15 protein-coding genes are annotated in these 13,350 nt (G+C 65.6%); 10 read left to right on the top strand and 5 right to left on the bottom strand.

What is annotated here, in order from left to right:
* Positions 1–135 precede the first annotated feature (135 nt).
* Both uraH and GGR17_RS16130 read left to right on the top strand, forming a co-directional pair.
* Positions 136–495, top strand: coding sequence for a hydroxyisourate hydrolase (uraH, locus tag GGR17_RS16135; protein ID WP_054539602.1), 360 nt, complete (start codon positions 136–138; stop codon positions 493–495).
* Positions 496–638: 143 nt separating this feature from the next.
* The gene (locus GGR17_RS16130) at positions 639–1,868 is read left to right on the top strand and encodes a urate hydroxylase PuuD (protein ID WP_054539601.1); all 1,230 of its coding nucleotides are present in this window, start codon (positions 639–641) and stop codon (positions 1,866–1,868) included.
* Positions 1,869–1,882: 14 nt separating this feature from the next.
* Here the strand turns inward: GGR17_RS16130 and GGR17_RS16125 are convergent, their stop codons facing one another.
* Both GGR17_RS16125 and GGR17_RS16120 read right to left on the bottom strand, forming a co-directional pair.
* The gene (locus GGR17_RS16125) at positions 1,883–2,707 is read right to left on the bottom strand and encodes a 2-dehydro-3-deoxygalactonokinase (RefSeq protein ID WP_054540445.1); all 825 of its coding nucleotides are present in this window, start codon (positions 2,705–2,707) and stop codon (positions 1,883–1,885) included.
* Between the two features lie 59 nt (positions 2,708–2,766).
* Positions 2,767–3,732 carry a zinc ABC transporter substrate-binding protein gene (locus GGR17_RS16120; protein ID WP_054539600.1) on the bottom strand — a complete coding sequence of 322 codons (966 nt, stop codon included), beginning with the start codon at positions 3,730–3,732 and terminating at the stop codon, positions 2,767–2,769.
* Between the two features lie 75 nt (positions 3,733–3,807).
* Here GGR17_RS16120 and GGR17_RS16115 point away from each other — a divergent pair, with 75 nt between their 5' ends.
* From GGR17_RS16115 to GGR17_RS16105, 3 genes are read left to right on the top strand one after another with little or no spacing between them, the layout of a single operon-like run.
* Positions 3,808–4,296, top strand: coding sequence for a Fur family transcriptional regulator (locus GGR17_RS16115; RefSeq protein ID WP_037207398.1), 489 nt, complete (start codon positions 3,808–3,810; stop codon positions 4,294–4,296).
* Positions 4,293–5,054 (top strand): ATP-binding cassette domain-containing protein, encoded by a 762-nt coding sequence (locus tag GGR17_RS16110; RefSeq protein ID WP_054539599.1) that lies wholly within the window; start codon positions 4,293–4,295, stop codon positions 5,052–5,054. The genes GGR17_RS16115 and GGR17_RS16110 overlap by 4 nt, the downstream gene beginning before the upstream one ends.
* Positions 5,044–5,829, top strand: a complete 786-nt coding sequence (locus tag GGR17_RS16105) for a metal ABC transporter permease (RefSeq protein WP_054540444.1) — start codon at positions 5,044–5,046, stop codon at positions 5,827–5,829. Before GGR17_RS16110 ends, GGR17_RS16105 begins: the two co-directional genes overlap by 11 nt.
* Before the next feature lie 4 nt (positions 5,830–5,833).
* On the opposite strand, the gene GGR17_RS16100 is transcribed toward GGR17_RS16105, so the two are convergent.
* The 3 genes from GGR17_RS16100 to GGR17_RS16090 are packed head-to-tail and all read right to left on the bottom strand — an operon-like array spanning position 5,834 to position 8,521.
* The gene (locus GGR17_RS16100) at positions 5,834–6,814 is read right to left on the bottom strand and encodes an SLAC1 anion channel family protein (protein WP_054539598.1); all 981 of its coding nucleotides are present in this window, start codon (positions 6,812–6,814) and stop codon (positions 5,834–5,836) included.
* A gap of 9 nt (positions 6,815–6,823) precedes the next feature.
* A complete protein-coding gene (locus GGR17_RS16095; protein WP_054539597.1) occupies positions 6,824–7,189 on the bottom strand; it encodes a DUF5368 domain-containing protein in 366 nt (121 codons plus the stop codon).
* Between the two features lie 15 nt (positions 7,190–7,204).
* Entirely contained in the window at positions 7,205–8,521 is a 1,317-nt protein-coding gene (locus GGR17_RS16090) for an NAD(P)/FAD-dependent oxidoreductase (protein WP_054539596.1), read from the bottom strand.
* Between the two features lie 281 nt (positions 8,522–8,802).
* On the opposite strand from GGR17_RS16090, the gene GGR17_RS16085 reads away from it, so the two are divergent.
* From GGR17_RS16085 to GGR17_RS16065, 5 genes are all read left to right on the top strand, one after another.
* Positions 8,803–9,237 (top strand): RrF2 family transcriptional regulator, encoded by a 435-nt coding sequence (locus GGR17_RS16085; protein WP_054539595.1) that lies wholly within the window; start codon positions 8,803–8,805, stop codon positions 9,235–9,237.
* A gap of 91 nt (positions 9,238–9,328) precedes the next feature.
* Entirely contained in the window at positions 9,329–10,612 is a 1,284-nt protein-coding gene (locus GGR17_RS16080) for a glycerate kinase type-2 family protein (protein ID WP_054539594.1), read from the top strand.
* 126 nt (positions 10,613–10,738) lie between these two features.
* Complete coding sequence (locus GGR17_RS16075; protein WP_054539593.1) at positions 10,739–12,502, top strand: sugar phosphorylase; 1,764 nt, start codon at positions 10,739–10,741, stop codon at positions 12,500–12,502.
* 245 nt (positions 12,503–12,747) lie between these two features.
* On the top strand, positions 12,748–13,026 hold the full coding sequence (locus GGR17_RS16070; protein WP_207642713.1) for a hypothetical protein: 279 nt from the start codon (positions 12,748–12,750) through the stop codon (positions 13,024–13,026).
* Positions 13,016–13,342 (top strand): DUF4387 domain-containing protein, encoded by a 327-nt coding sequence (locus GGR17_RS16065; protein WP_054539591.1) that lies wholly within the window; start codon positions 13,016–13,018, stop codon positions 13,340–13,342. The genes GGR17_RS16070 and GGR17_RS16065 overlap by 11 nt, the downstream gene beginning before the upstream one ends.
* The last annotated feature ends 8 nt before the right edge of the window (positions 13,343–13,350 follow it).

Here is a 13,350-nt window from a genome sequence, read left to right as displayed (position 1 = left end):
GCGAGTTCCTGTGCTGCTGGCGCGAATCTGGCCCTATTGGCGCAGCAACGCAAGAGGGGCCAGGCCGGGCGCATTTGGCATTGCCAGCGGCGGCCAATTCGCCCAGCCTGAGCGCGGGCAACCGGGGAAGCGGCAATGAGCAACGGCTATCTGACGACGCATGTTCTGGACACGGCGCGCGGGGTTCCGGCGCCGGGGATCGCGATCGCGCTTTACCGTGTGTCGGGCGACGGCCGCGACAGGATTGCCGAGGCGGTGACCAATGCCGATGGCCGCACCGATGCGCCGATCCTGCCGCCGGGTGATTTCGCGCCCGGCATCTATGAACTGGTCTTTTCCGCCGGCGATTACCTGCGCGCCACCGGGCAGGCGGGCGATGCGCCGCTGTTTCTGGATGCGGTGCCGATCCGATTTGGCATCAGCGATGCCGGGGCGCATTACCATGTGCCGCTGCTTCTGTCGCCCTTCGGCTATTCCACCTATCGCGGAAGCTGAGCGCGCCGCGCATGCGTGAACTGCCGGAAAAACGCACAGATCCGCCCGGTTTTCACGGTTTTCACGCCGTCCGGGCCAGCGGATATTAACAAGCCCGCCATGCGCGGGTTAGCGTGGCGGAAAAGGAACGAAAGGGAACGGGCATGCTGGAACTGGCGCTGGTCGAGGAATGGGCGCAATTCGCCGTGCGCTGGCTGCATGTGATCACCGGGATCGCGTGGATCGGCTCGTCCTTCTATTTCATCGCGCTCGATCTGGGGCTGCACCGTGACCGCAACCTTGCCAGCGGCGCCGATGGCGAAGAGTGGCAGGTGCATGGCGGCGGCTTTTATCACATCCAGAAATACCTGGTCGCGCCCGACAGCCTGCCCGAGCATCTGGTCTGGTTCAAATGGGAAAGCTATGCCACCTGGCTGTCGGGGTTCGCGATGCTGGTGCTGGTCTATTATCTGGGCGCGGATCTGTTTCTCGTCGATCCCGAGGTGCTGGATCTTCCGGTCTGGGGCGCGATCCTGATCTCGCTCGGCTCGCTCGGGTTCGGCTGGCTGGCCTATGACATGATCTGCAAGTCGCGCTTTGGCGACGATAACACCCGGCTGATGCTGTTTCTTTATGTCGTGCTGGTGGTGATGGCCTGGGGCTATAGCCAGGTGTTCAGCGGGCGGGCGGCGTTGCTGCATCTGGGCGCGTTCACCGCCACGATCATGTCCGCCAACGTGTTTTTCACCATCATCCCCAACCAGAAGGTGGTGGTGGCCGATCTGAAGGCGGGCCGGGTGCCCGATCCGAAATACGGCAAGATCGCCAAGCAGAGATCGACGCATAACAATTATCTGACGTTGCCGGTGCTGTTCCTGATGCTCAGCAACCATTACCCGCTGGCCTTCGCCACGGAATACAACTGGCTGATCGCCAGTCTGGTGTTCCTGATGGGCGTGACGATCCGGCATTATTTCAACACGGTCCACGCCCGCAAGGGCAACCCGCTGTGGACATGGGCGGCCACGCTGGTGCTGTTCCTCGCGATCATGGCGCTGTCGATGGTGCCGCTGTATTCCGGTGACGCGCAGGAAGAAACCGCGCTGACCCCCGCCGAGCAGAGGTTTGCCGCGGCGGAGGGGTTCGAGGATGTGTATTACACCGTGCTCGGGCGGTGTTCGATGTGCCACGCGCAAGAGCCGGGCTGGGAAGGGATGCGCCACGCGCCGAAGGGCGTGGTGCTGGAGACCGAGGCCGAGGTTGCGCGCCATGCCAGGCAGATCTTCCTGCAGGCCGGGGCAAGCCATGCGATGCCGCCGGCGAACGTATCCTACATGGAAGATCAGGAGCGGCGGGCGATTGTCGCCTGGTACCGGGCTGCGGTCGAGGGGTAGCGCCGGGCGCTGCGTCAGGGTTTCAGCAACAGCCGCGCCTGGCCCAGGCCGTGCAGGCGCATCGCCGCGCCATCTGCCTCGGCCGGGGGCAGGCCCTGTGCCGCGATCGCCGCCGCGTAATGCTGCGCGATGTCGCCGGTTCCGATCACCGCCACCTGCTGGCCCAGCCAGTAGGGCCGCGCGGCGGCCAGCTCCGCGCCCAGAAAGCCACCCCAGAGCCGGGCCCGCGCGGTGCCTTCGGGCGGCCCGCGCAACTGCGCTTCGGCCCGGAGCGAGGCGAGCCGTTCGGCCAGCCGCTCGGGTTTGGCCATCATGTCGGACAGGGCATCCGAAAACGCCGCCGCATCCCAGCCGCCGTCAAGACCCAGCAGCCGGGCGGTGGTTCGGGCCAGCGGGACGGTGAGGAAGCTGACGAAGCTTACCACCTCTTCGGCGGAGATATGGGCCCAGACGGTGGTTTCGCCGGGCAGGCAGAGAACGCCGTCGAACTTCGGGTTCAGGGCCAGAAACCCGGCGATCGCGGTTTCGGGCCCCTGCATCACATGGGCCGGGCTCTCCTGCGCGAGGCCGGGGATGGCGGCAAGTTGCACGCCGTGAACCGGGCGTTGCACAAGCGTGTCGTCAAGCGGCCTGCACGGCACCTTGCGCAGCCCGGCCTGGCCAAGGCCACAGGCCACCACCGGCGGCAGCGCGCCGGTCAGCTCTGCCACGCTGCGGCGCAGGGCCTCCGGCGCGGCCCGGCCGGTTGCCAGAACCGTGCCGCCCGCGCCCATCGCCATCAGGCGCAGGTCGGCGCCCTCGGCGATGGCCGCGACCCAGTCTGTTGCAGTTTCCGCCATGGTACCCTCCGTGCGTCGCGCCTTGGGATAGCGTATCGGCGCGGCGCGGGAAACCGGGGTCACTCCTGCGTCGCGCAATCGGCGATGGTGCGGGCAAGGCCGGTCATGAGATCGGCATAGAGCCCGGGGCCGGGCTGCAATGACGAGCCCGACGGATCGAGCGCCCCGCCCAGCCGCACGCCGCTGCCTTCGATCACGGCGCCGATATAGGCCGGGTCATGCTGCACCTCGGGGAAGATGCAGACCGCACCATCATCGCCCAGTTCCTGCCGGATCGCGCGCAGCCGCGCCGCGCCGGGGCTGGCGGCGTCGCCGACCGTCACCGCGCCGGCGATGGTCACGTCAAAGGCTTCGGCGAAATAGGTATAGGCATCGTGGAACACCACGATCGGCCGGCCGGAAACCGGGGCGAGCGTTTGGCGCACCTCTGCCTCTGTCCGGTCGATCCCCGCCAGCGCCGCGGCCGCGTTCGCGGCATAGGTGGCGGCGTTTTCCGGGTCGGCCTGGGCCAGCGCATCGGCCATGTAAGTGGCCCAGAGCCGGGCATTGTGCGGATCAAGCCAGGCGTGCGGGTCCAGCCCGTCATGGTCATGGTCATGGTCATGCTCTTCCTTTGCCATGTGATCGCCGCCGCCGTCGCCGGCGTGGTCTTCCTCCGCCGCGTGCTCTACCTCATGTGCGTGTTCTTCGCCGAAGTGATGCAGGGTCAGGCCGGTGAGTTCGATCAGCTCCACCGCCTTCCCCTTGGGGCCGATCCCGTCGAGGGCACGCTCCAGCCAGGGGGTCAGTTCGGGCCCGACCCAGAACACCAGATCGGCGTCCGACAGCGCGCGGGCCTGCGACGGTTTGAGCTGAAAATGGTGCGGGTCGCTGCCCTTGTCCAGCAGCAGCACCGGCGTCCCGAGATCGCCCATGACCTGTGCGGCCAGCGAATGCACGGGCGGGATATCCGTTACCACGGCGGGCGCGTCGGCCAGCGCGGGGGTGGACAAAAGCATTGTAACGAGGGAAATGGGCAAGCGCATCGTGAAACCTGTTGGTTGTTGCATCCGGGTGGATACTATTGTTATGTTATATCGTAACAAGTCAAGAGCGGAACCATGACCGAAGCCGAAACACCGCTTGCCTTTGCCGAGCATGATCACAGTTGCTGCAGCACCGACGTGCTGGCGCGTGCCGAGGATATGGTCCGGGCGCAGGGGCTGCGCCTGACCCCGGTGCGCCGCCGGGCGCTGGAGATCCTGCTGGAAAGCCACCAGGCCATGGGTGCCTATGACGTGCTGGCGCGGCTGGCCGAAGACGGATTCGGCACGCAGCCCCCCGTGGCCTATCGCGCGCTGGAGTTTCTGGTCGAACACGGGCTGGCCCATCGCATCCGCCGCCTGAACGCCTTTGCCGCCTGCATGCACCCGGGCGAGGCGCACAGCCCGGCCTTTTTCATCTGCACCGGCTGCAATCAGGTGGCCGAGGCGCCGGGCGGGGGCGTGGCGGCGGCAATGGGCGATGCGGCCAGGGCCGTCGGCTTTCGCATCGAGCGGCTGAACATCGAAGCGGCGGGCCTGTGCCCCGCCTGCCAGGAGGGCGCATGAGCCTGATCACCGCCGAAAACATGAGCGTCCGCTTCGGCGGTGACACCGTTCTGCGCGACGTGGATTTCACCATCGAACCGGGCGAGATCGTTACCGTGGTCGGCCCCAACGGATCGGGGAAGTCGACGCTGCTGCGCGCGCTTCTGGGGGTGCGCCCGCCATCGGCCGGGCATGTGCGGCGGCTGCCCGGTCTGACCATCGGCTATATGCCCCAGCGCCTGACGCTGGATGGCCGGATGCCGCTGACCGTGCGCAGGTTCCTGTCGCTGCCGGTGCGCCGCGCGCCACGGGATGTGGCCGGCGCGCTGGAGCGGGTCGGGGTGCCCGGTGTCGAGGAACAGCAGATGGACGCGCTGTCGGGCGGGCAGTTCCAGCGCGTGCTTCTGGCGCGGGCGCTTCTGGCGCATCCGCAGATCCTGATCATGGACGAACCCACACAGGGGCTGGACCAGCCCGGCACCGCCGCGTTCTATCGCCTGATCGAAGAGGTGCGGCAGGAAACCGGCTGTGCGATCCTGATGGTATCGCATGACCTGCATGTGGTGATGAGCGCGTCCGACCGGGTGATCTGTCTGAACGGCCATGTCTGCTGCCAGGGCACGCCCACCGTTGTGTCGAACGCGCCGGAATACCGGGCGCTGTTCGGGCTTGGCACCGGCGGCGCCTTTGCGCTGTATCAGCACGCGCATGATCACGCGCATGACAATTGCGATCATGATCACGGCGAAGATCACGCGGGGCAGGGCCATGCTGGATGATTTTCTGACGCGGGCCGCGCTGGCCGGGCTTGGCGTGGCGCTGGCCGCAGGGCCGCTGGGATGTTTCGTGGTCTGGCGGCGCATGGCCTATTTCGGCGAGGCGACATCACATGCCGCGATCCTTGGCGTGGCGCTGGCGCTGGCGTTTTCGGTCAATATCTTTGTCGGCACGCTTGTTGTTGCGCTGCTGATGGCGCTGACCGTCAGCGCGCTGGCGGGGCGCGGGCTGGCGATGGATACCACGCTGGGCGTGCTGGCCCATGCGGCGCTGGCCTTCGGGCTGGTGGGGGTGTCGTTCCTGCAGGGGGTGCGGGTCGATCTGACCGCCTATCTGTTCGGCGACATTCTGGCCGTCAGCCGCAGTGATCTCGGGTTCATCTGGGGCGGGGCGCTGGCGGTGCTGGCGCTGCTGGCGTGGCGCTGGTCGGCGCTGCTGACCTCTACGCTGAACGAGGAGCTGGCCCATGCCAGCGGCATCGACACGGGGCGCGAGCGTATGGTGCTGACGCTGGCGCTGGCGCTTGTGGTCGCGGTGGCGATCAAGGTGGTGGGGGCGCTTTTGATCGTGGCGATGCTGATCATCCCCGCGGCCGCCGCGCGCGGCCCGTCGCGCACGCCCGAGGGCATGGCGGTGCTGGCCGTCGTCGTCGGGGCGGTGTCGGCGCTGGGCGGGCTTTGGGCGTCACTCTCCTATGACACGCCGGCGGGGCCCAGCATCGTTGCCGTTTCGGCGCTGATCTTCGCGGGGATGCTGGTGCTTCCCCGCCGAAGCTGAACCATCATTCCGGCTGGCAGATCTCGCCACGCGAAATCGCCAGCGCCGTGCGCCCCAGCAACGCTGCGATCACCACGCAGAGCAGCGCCAGAAGCCCGGCGCCGATGGCCCTGTGCGCCGCCGATCCGGCCTCTTGCGCATAGAGGAAGCTGGCGATCGACAGCGCCGCCAGCGGGAAGGACAGCGCCCAGAACGACAGCGCGAAGGGCAGCCGCAGGATGCGCGGCAGCTGTGTTGCCACCAGCGCCGCGAAGACATAGCCGAGGCTGAGCAGGACATGGGCGAAGGGATCCACGCCGCCCGTCATCCGGACCCAGGCCACGAACGCCACCGAGGGCGGTGCGATCAGGATCACGAGCGTCGGCTGCAGCCGGCCCGGCAGCGGGTCGTGAAAGGTCAGCCGGTTGAACACCAGCGTCAGCAGGATCACCCAGAAGATCATGCCGGCCGAAAAGAACAGCCAGCTCAGCTCGACATAGCCCAGCGGCATTCCTGCGACCGGCACAATCACATTGCCCACCGCCGGGATGAACCACGCGGGCGACAGGTGCCCGTGCTGAAAGCTGCGGGTGCCGATCCAGCCGGAAATCACCGCGAGGGTCAGCACGCCCTGAAGCGCCGCGCCCGCGATCCACAGGGCACGGGCGAGGGCGGGCCAGTCCGCCAGGGTGGCGATCGCGAGCAGCAGGAGCGAGATCGAGACGGTGGGGAAGAACGCCAGCCGCACCGGGTGTTTCCATTCCGCCGCCACATGGCCCGGATAGCGCAGCGTCTTCAGCCCGTAGCCCGTTGCCACCGCGACGAACAGCACGATCGAGAGCCCCCGCGCCACATCCGACATCCCGCTGCCCCAGCCGAACGCACGTTCGGCGCCGTGCAGGGCCAGCGTCAGCCCCAGCATCCCCATCACCATCGCGAAGAAGGTGATGGGGTATTCTTCCAGCCGGTTGTGCGCCGCGCTGCCGGGAATGTCTGAACTGCTCATGAGAGCCTCCTAGAGATCAGAGCTTGTATCACCCTTGCCGCGCATCAGCGATTGCAGGGTATAGACGAGGATCGCGCAGCCGATCGCACCCAGAACGGCAACGCCGAGGAACACGATCACATCGACCGGCCCGCCGATGTCGCTGACATGGGAATGGGTCATGACCATCACGAACCACACGGCCGCGACGGCACCAAAGGGCATCGACAGCTGTGCAAGGAAGAATTTGCGCATCGACAGTGACCGGTCGCGGACAAGCACGTAGATATAGGCCAGCGTGACGATCACGGCGGCGGCGACCATGCCCCAGAACAGCCAGAAGCCGAAGATCTCTTCGAACACCGCGATCAGGGTTTGAAACGTCAGGTCTTTCATATCCTCGCCCTCCTCTCAGGCCTTGCCGCGCAGCATGGCGTTATAGGTGGCCTTCAGCGCCACCTCTTTCATCAGCCAGGAAATCCACAGCTCTTCCAGCGGTGCGATCACGCCGGGGAAAGAGGGGGTCAGGTTGTTGTTGTAGTCGAACTCCACCAGCATCGCCCGGCCGATACGGGTGATCAGGGGGCAGGAGGTGTAGCCGTTATAAAGCTCGTCGCTGTCCTTTCCTTCGATCTGGGCCACAAGCTGTTCCTCGACCACGGGCACCTGCCACTTGACCGAGGCCGCCGTCTTGCCCTTCGGCACCCCGGCGATGTCGCCCACCGCGAACACCTCGGGATAGCGGCGGTGGCGCAGCTTGTACTGGTCCACCTCGACCCAGCCCTGGCCGACCCATCTGTCGGCCCAGGGCAGGGGGGAGTTGATCACCACGTCGGGCGCGCGCATCGGCGGGATCACGTTGGTGAAATCATAGGGCATTTCCACATCGCCCTCGGGCGTGGCGAAGGTGGCGATCTTCTTGCCGGGGTCGATAGCCTTCATCACGTGGTTGTAAACGGTGTTGAAGCCGCGATCCTCATAGAGCATCCGCACCTTTTCATTCACGATCGGAACCGAGAACAGGCTGCCGCCATGCGCCGCATAGTTGATTTCGACCTTGCCGCGTGTGCCCTTTCTGCGGGCGTAATCGTCGGTCAGGAAGGTGTATTTCAACGGCGCACCGGCGCATTTCATTTCCGTCGCCGGGCGGGTGAACAGGCCGATGCCGCCCTCGTCGGTGAACCTGTCCATCAAGGCCCAGGTCTTGGCGGCGTAATCCGGCCCGGCATAGACAGAGCCGATGCCCTCGCGGCCGACCAGATCCAGCGACATGCCCTCGATCTGATCATAATCCAGTGTCAGCCCGGTGGCGACGATCAGATAGTCATAGGCCACTTTCTGACCCGACGCGGTGGTCACGATCTTGGCCTCGGGGTCGATCTCCGCTGCCGGTTCCTCGATCCAGCTTGCGCCTTTCGGAAGCCAGCCGCCCGTCTCCGACACCGAGTAATCGGCGGGTTTCAGCCCGGCGGCGATCAGGGTGAAGCCCGGCTGATAGAGGTGCTGCTTGCGCCCGTCGATCAGGGTGATGCTGGCCCCCTCCAGCCGTTCCACCAACCGGTTCGCCAGCGCGGTGCCGGCGGCGCCCGCGCCCAGGATCACGATCCTTGCCGATGTCCTGACCTTTGCCGCCTGCGCGGGTGCGCCGGCCGCCGCCAGCGCGAGGCCCCCCGCAGCCAGCCCCAGAAAGGCCCTGCGAGAGGCTGGAATTTGCGTGAGATGGGACATGCGACTCCTCCTGAAAAAGTTTAGTCTTTCCTGCACGTTTTTCGGACGGCTGCTTTGACCCAAGTCAAAACCCGCGTGTTGCTCTGCGCCGATGAGGAGGCGGGGAGGGGGCAATCGACATATGAACATCGTTCATATCAGTGAAGCGCCGAGGTTGACGCCCTGATCCGGATTTTTGCCGCTACACTTGGCATGTCTGATCTCGATCAAGTTTTCGGCATGGCAAATGTTATATCCACAATGGACCATTTGCCGCAAACAGCCTCGAAAGGCCGGTTCCCATGCGATTGACGACCCGCACAAATATCGCCATGCGCGCGCTGATGTACTGCGCAGTGAATGCCGGGCGCGTCGTGCGCAAATCCGATATCGCCCAGGCGTGCAACACGTCAGAGAACCATATGGCGCAGGTGATCAATTCGCTCAGCCGGTTCGGGCTGGTCAAGACCACGCGCGGCCGCCACGGCGGGGTGACGCTGGAACAGCCGGCGGATCAGGTTTTCGTCGGCACGGTGTTTCGCAAGCTGGAGGCCGGTGTGCCCTTTGCCGAATGCTTCGCCAATGACACCAACACCTGCCCGCTGATCGATTGCTGCCGTTTGCGGGGCGTGTTGTCGGATGCGCTGACGGCGTTCTACAGCTCGCTCGACAAGGTCAGCCTTGCCGATCTCGTCGCCGAAAACACCCCTTTGGAACAAGCGCTGCTCTTGCGCTGATCCGGGTTCTGGCTTCTCTTCGCGGTACCGGCATTCTAAAACCGGTGACAATGCGAAGGCGGAGGCCGGGGTGACAGCCAGATCTGACGACATGACCGGAACCTGGGCGGGCGGCAATGCCGCCGCTTTTCTGCGTGGCCTGTTCGATGCCGCGGTTGCCGCCGCTGACCCGATGCTCTGCGTGCCTGCCGCCCTGCCACCGCGCCCTGCGGGACGGGTGGTGGTGATCGGGGCGGGCAAGGCCTCGGCCCGGATGGCCGAAGCGGTGGAACGGGCCTGGGGGCCGGTCGAGGGGCTGGTGATCACCCGCTATGGCTACGGGCGGCCCACCCGGAAGATCGAGATCGTCGAAGCCGCCCATCCGGTGCCTGACGCGGCCGGGCGCGACGCGACCGCGCGGATGCTGGGCCTGCTGGGCGGCCTGGGGCCGGAGGAATTCGTGCTGGCGCTGATTTCGGGCGGAGGCTCGGCCCTGCTGGTGCAACCCGCCGGCGCGATCACCTTGGCGGAAAAGCAGGCGGTGAATGCCGCGCTTCTGGCCTCGGGCGCGCCCATTCTGGCGATGAACACGGTGCGCAAGCATCTTTCGCGGGTGAAGGGCGGGCAGCTGGCGGCGGCGGCCTATCCGGCGCGGATGCTGGCGCTGATGATTTCCGATGTGCCGGGTGATGACCCGGCCTTCATCGCGTCGGGGCCCACGGTGGGCGATCACACCACCCCCGCCGATGCGCGCGCCATTCTGGCGCGCTGCGCCATCACCCCGCCGGCCTCTGTCGCGGCGGTGCTGGGCGGGCCGACGGGCGTGCTGCCCCCCGAGGCGCCGGCGTTGTCGAAGGTGGAAAACCGGGTCATCGCCGCCCCGGCCCAGTCGCTGGACGCGGCAAGGGCGACGGCGGAGACAGCGGGCGCGCGGGTGGAGCTTTTGGGCGACGCGATCGAGGGCGAGGCGCGCGAGGTTGCCATGGCGCAGGCCCGGCGCGCGCTGGACATTTCCGCGGCCATGGCAAAGGGCGACCGGCCGGTGCTGCTGCTGTCGGGCGGGGAATGCACCGTCACGCGGCGGGGCGACGGGGTGGGCGGGCCGAATGCCGAATTCTGCCTGTCGCTGGCGCTGGCGCTGAACGGGGCGGCGGGGATCTTCGCCATCGCCTGCGACACCGACGGGGTGGACGGGGCGGCCGATGTCGCCGGGGCGGTGGTCACGCCCGATACGCTGGCCCGCGCCGCAGCGCTGGGGCTGGACCCGCAGGCGGAGCTTGAGCGCAACCACAGCCACGGCTTTTTCGCGGCGCTGGGCGATCAGGTCGCCCCCGGCCCGACCCTGACCAATGTGAACGATTTCCGGGCGATCATGATCCTGCCGCCCGACGGCTGAGCACCGCGCGGCGCAGACCGTTGCATTGAAGCAAAAGCTGCGAATCAGAACCGGCAACGGCGCGGGAAGGGCTTGTAACCCTTCGGATATTCGGCAAGTTGGGCGGAAATCCGCAAAGTCCGAGCCATGACCAACACTCCGCCGACCCTCAGCGTCAAGCTGGCCGATCTGATCAGCCGCATCTATCCCGATCTCAATCAGGACATCCTGACCACCCAGGTTATCGATGCCTTCTGGCCCGAAGGCAGCAGCCGCCGCAAACGCTCGCGGATGCCGGGCAACCGGTTGTGGTCGTCGGGCGACGCCATGGTCATCACCTATGGCAATTCACTGATCGACGGTGTGCACAAGCCGCTGGACCTGTTGAATGATTTCCTGAACCGCTATCTCAAGGGCAGCGTCAATTCGGTGCATATCCTGCCGTTCTTTCCGTTCACTTCGGATGACGGTTTCGCGGTCACCGATTACCGCACGGTCAACAGCCATCTGGGCGACTGGGCCGATATCCGGCGCATCTCGGATGAATTCACGCTGATGTCGGATCTGGTGCTGAACCATGTCTCGAGCCAGGGCACGTGGTTCAACGAATACCGTCAGGGGCATGAACCGTTCGACAAGTTCTTTTTCGAAGCCACCCCCGAGGATGACCTGAGCAGTGTCGTGCGGCCCCGCACCAGCCCGCTGTTGCGCGAGGTCGAGACGGCGAGCGGCACCCGCCACGTGTGGTGTACCTTCAGCCATGACCAGGTCGATGTGGATTTCCGCAACCCCGAGGTGCTGCTGGAATTCCTGCGCATCATGCGGCTGCACATCGACCATGGCGTGCGGATCATCCGGCTGGATGCGGTGGCCTTCATCTGGAAGGAAATCGGCACCCCCTGCATCCACCTGCCGCAGACTCATGCCATCGTGCAGCTCATGCGCATCCTATGCGATTTCGCGGTCGAGCCGCTGATCCTGCTGACCGAGACCAACGTGCCGAATGTGGAAAACCTGTCTTATTTCGGCAACCGCAACGAGGCGCACGCCGTTTACAACTTCTCGCTGCCGCCGCTGTTGCTGCACGCGCTTCTGAGCGGAACGGCGGAGCATCTCAAGCGCTGGCAGGTGTCGATGCCGCCGGCGCAGCTGGGCTGTGCCTATCTGAACTTCACCGCCTCGCATGACGGGATCGGGATGCGCCCGGCCGAGGGTATTCTGGATACCGAACAGACGCTCAAGGTGATCGACACGGTCAAACGCTTTGGCGGCAAGGTGTCGATGCGCGCGCTGGCCGGTGGCGGCGAGTCGCCCTATGAGCTGAACATCACCTTCTTCGACGCGATGAAAGGCACCTTCGAGGGCGAGGATGAATGGCAGGTCGATCGCTTTCTGTGCAGCCAGACCATCGCCATGGCGCTGGAGGGGATACCGGCCTTCTACATCCATTCGCTTCTGGCCACGCCGAACGATTACGAGGGGGTCGCCAAGACCGGCATCAACCGGGCGATCAACCGTCACCGCTGGGATTACCCGACGCTGCGCGCCCAGCTTGACGATCCCGACAGCCTGCACGCGCAGGTTCTCAGCGGCATGCGGCAGCGGATACAGGTGCGTTGCCGCCAACCCGCGTTTCACCCGAACGCCACCCAGTTCACCCTGCATCTGGACGAGCGTATCTTCGGGATCTGGCGCCAGAGCCTGAACCGCGACCAATCGATTTTCGCGCTGCACAACGTCAGCAAGGACGAGCTGACGGTGCCGCCCTTGTCGATCAACCTGATCGGCGGCGAGCAATGGGTGGATCTGCTGAGCGGAGAGAGGATTTCAGCCGCCGGGCCGGATATCCTGATGCGCCCCTATCAGTGCCGCTGGATCACCAACCGGCCCGCGGGTGAGGGCGCGCTTTAAAGGGGTGTTCTCGCCGGGTGCCCCGAGAGGGCGCAGGAAATCTCGGGCTTCCCGGGCTGGCGCATCACCGGGTCGGTTGTCGCGTCATTCTCAAGCAAAGCGGCAGAATTCAGATTGCATCCAAACCGATATCGAACGCGCAAGATAGATTGCGGCCATGGATCGCGCGGTCGGTGCCCTGAGCCGCCACCCGCAGGGAGATCAGACGCGCGTCGTTCAACGCGAGGAAAGCAACATCGTCTGCGATGCCCCGAGATCGACGTGTTCAGGGCGTGGCGCCAACCCGTGAAATGGCCGAGGAGGTCGCCATGATCGGCACCCGGCAGCTGTTCTATGCCCGCCTGCCCGACGTAAAGGGCACCGCCGGTGGCGTCTCGTTCGTGTTCGATGAGGTAATGCTGGCCAGCCCGGCCCATCGCTGGACCGTCAACCACACCATGGCGGTCGATGAACCGCTAGAGCTTTTCCCCCTCCACACCGCCGAAATTGGTGTCGAAATCGCGGAGACGACCAATGTCCACTAAGAAACTCTCCGATCTGGCCAAGACCATCCGTAGCAAGAATGCCGGAACCGACAAGATCACGTTCGATGTGATCTTCCGCGAATTCGATGCGTATGAATTGGTGAAACGCTCCGGGGCGCTAAGCCGCGAAACGGTGGCTGCAGTTCTGCGAATCGATCCACAGCGGATAACCGATTTCGTCGAATACGATCCGGCCTATGCGATCAAGTTCACGATCCTGCGCGATCGCCCCAGCGGAAGCCCGGGCGACGGTGACATTTTCGGCGCCCAGCAATATGCTCCCTTCCTCGATCTCGAAATCGATACGACTGCATGAGGTAAGGC

This window comes from Actibacterium naphthalenivorans (genome assembly GCF_014196965.1).
GTDB lineage: Bacteria > Pseudomonadota > Alphaproteobacteria > Rhodobacterales > Rhodobacteraceae > Actibacterium_A > Actibacterium_A naphthalenivorans.
This window is presented reverse-complemented; position numbering and strand designations above follow the sequence as displayed.

Bases quoted from the DNA above. Each gene is read 5' to 3' on its own strand.
- GGR17_RS16110 (WP_054539599.1), top strand. From the start codon at position 4,293: ATGAGCCTGATCACCGCCGAAAACATGAGCGTCCGCTTCGGCGGTGAC.
- GGR17_RS16130 (WP_054539601.1), top strand. From the start codon at position 639: ATGCTGGAACTGGCGCTGGTCGAGGAATGGGCGCAATTCGCCGTGCGC.
- uraH (WP_054539602.1), top strand. From the start codon at position 136: ATGAGCAACGGCTATCTGACGACGCATGTTCTGGACACGGCGCGCGGG.
- GGR17_RS16095 (WP_054539597.1), bottom strand. From the start codon at position 7,189: ATGAAAGACCTGACGTTTCAAACCCTGATCGCGGTGTTCGAAGAGATC.
- GGR17_RS16100 (WP_054539598.1), bottom strand. From the start codon at position 6,814: ATGAGCAGTTCAGACATTCCCGGCAGCGCGGCGCACAACCGGCTGGAA.
- GGR17_RS16065 (WP_054539591.1), top strand. From the start codon at position 13,016: ATGTCCACTAAGAAACTCTCCGATCTGGCCAAGACCATCCGTAGCAAG.
- GGR17_RS16070 (WP_207642713.1), top strand. From the start codon at position 12,748: ATGCCCCGAGATCGACGTGTTCAGGGCGTGGCGCCAACCCGTGAAATG.
- GGR17_RS16120 (WP_054539600.1), bottom strand. From the start codon at position 3,732: ATGCGCTTGCCCATTTCCCTCGTTACAATGCTTTTGTCCACCCCCGCG.
- GGR17_RS16075 (WP_054539593.1), top strand. From the start codon at position 10,739: ATGACCAACACTCCGCCGACCCTCAGCGTCAAGCTGGCCGATCTGATC.
- GGR17_RS16115 (WP_037207398.1), top strand. From the start codon at position 3,808: ATGACCGAAGCCGAAACACCGCTTGCCTTTGCCGAGCATGATCACAGT.
- GGR17_RS16080 (WP_054539594.1), top strand. From the start codon at position 9,329: ATGACCGGAACCTGGGCGGGCGGCAATGCCGCCGCTTTTCTGCGTGGC.
- GGR17_RS16085 (WP_054539595.1), top strand. From the start codon at position 8,803: ATGCGATTGACGACCCGCACAAATATCGCCATGCGCGCGCTGATGTAC.
- GGR17_RS16105 (WP_054540444.1), top strand. From the start codon at position 5,044: ATGCTGGATGATTTTCTGACGCGGGCCGCGCTGGCCGGGCTTGGCGTG.
- GGR17_RS16125 (WP_054540445.1), bottom strand. From the start codon at position 2,707: ATGGCGGAAACTGCAACAGACTGGGTCGCGGCCATCGCCGAGGGCGCC.
- GGR17_RS16090 (WP_054539596.1), bottom strand. From the start codon at position 8,521: ATGTCCCATCTCACGCAAATTCCAGCCTCTCGCAGGGCCTTTCTGGGG.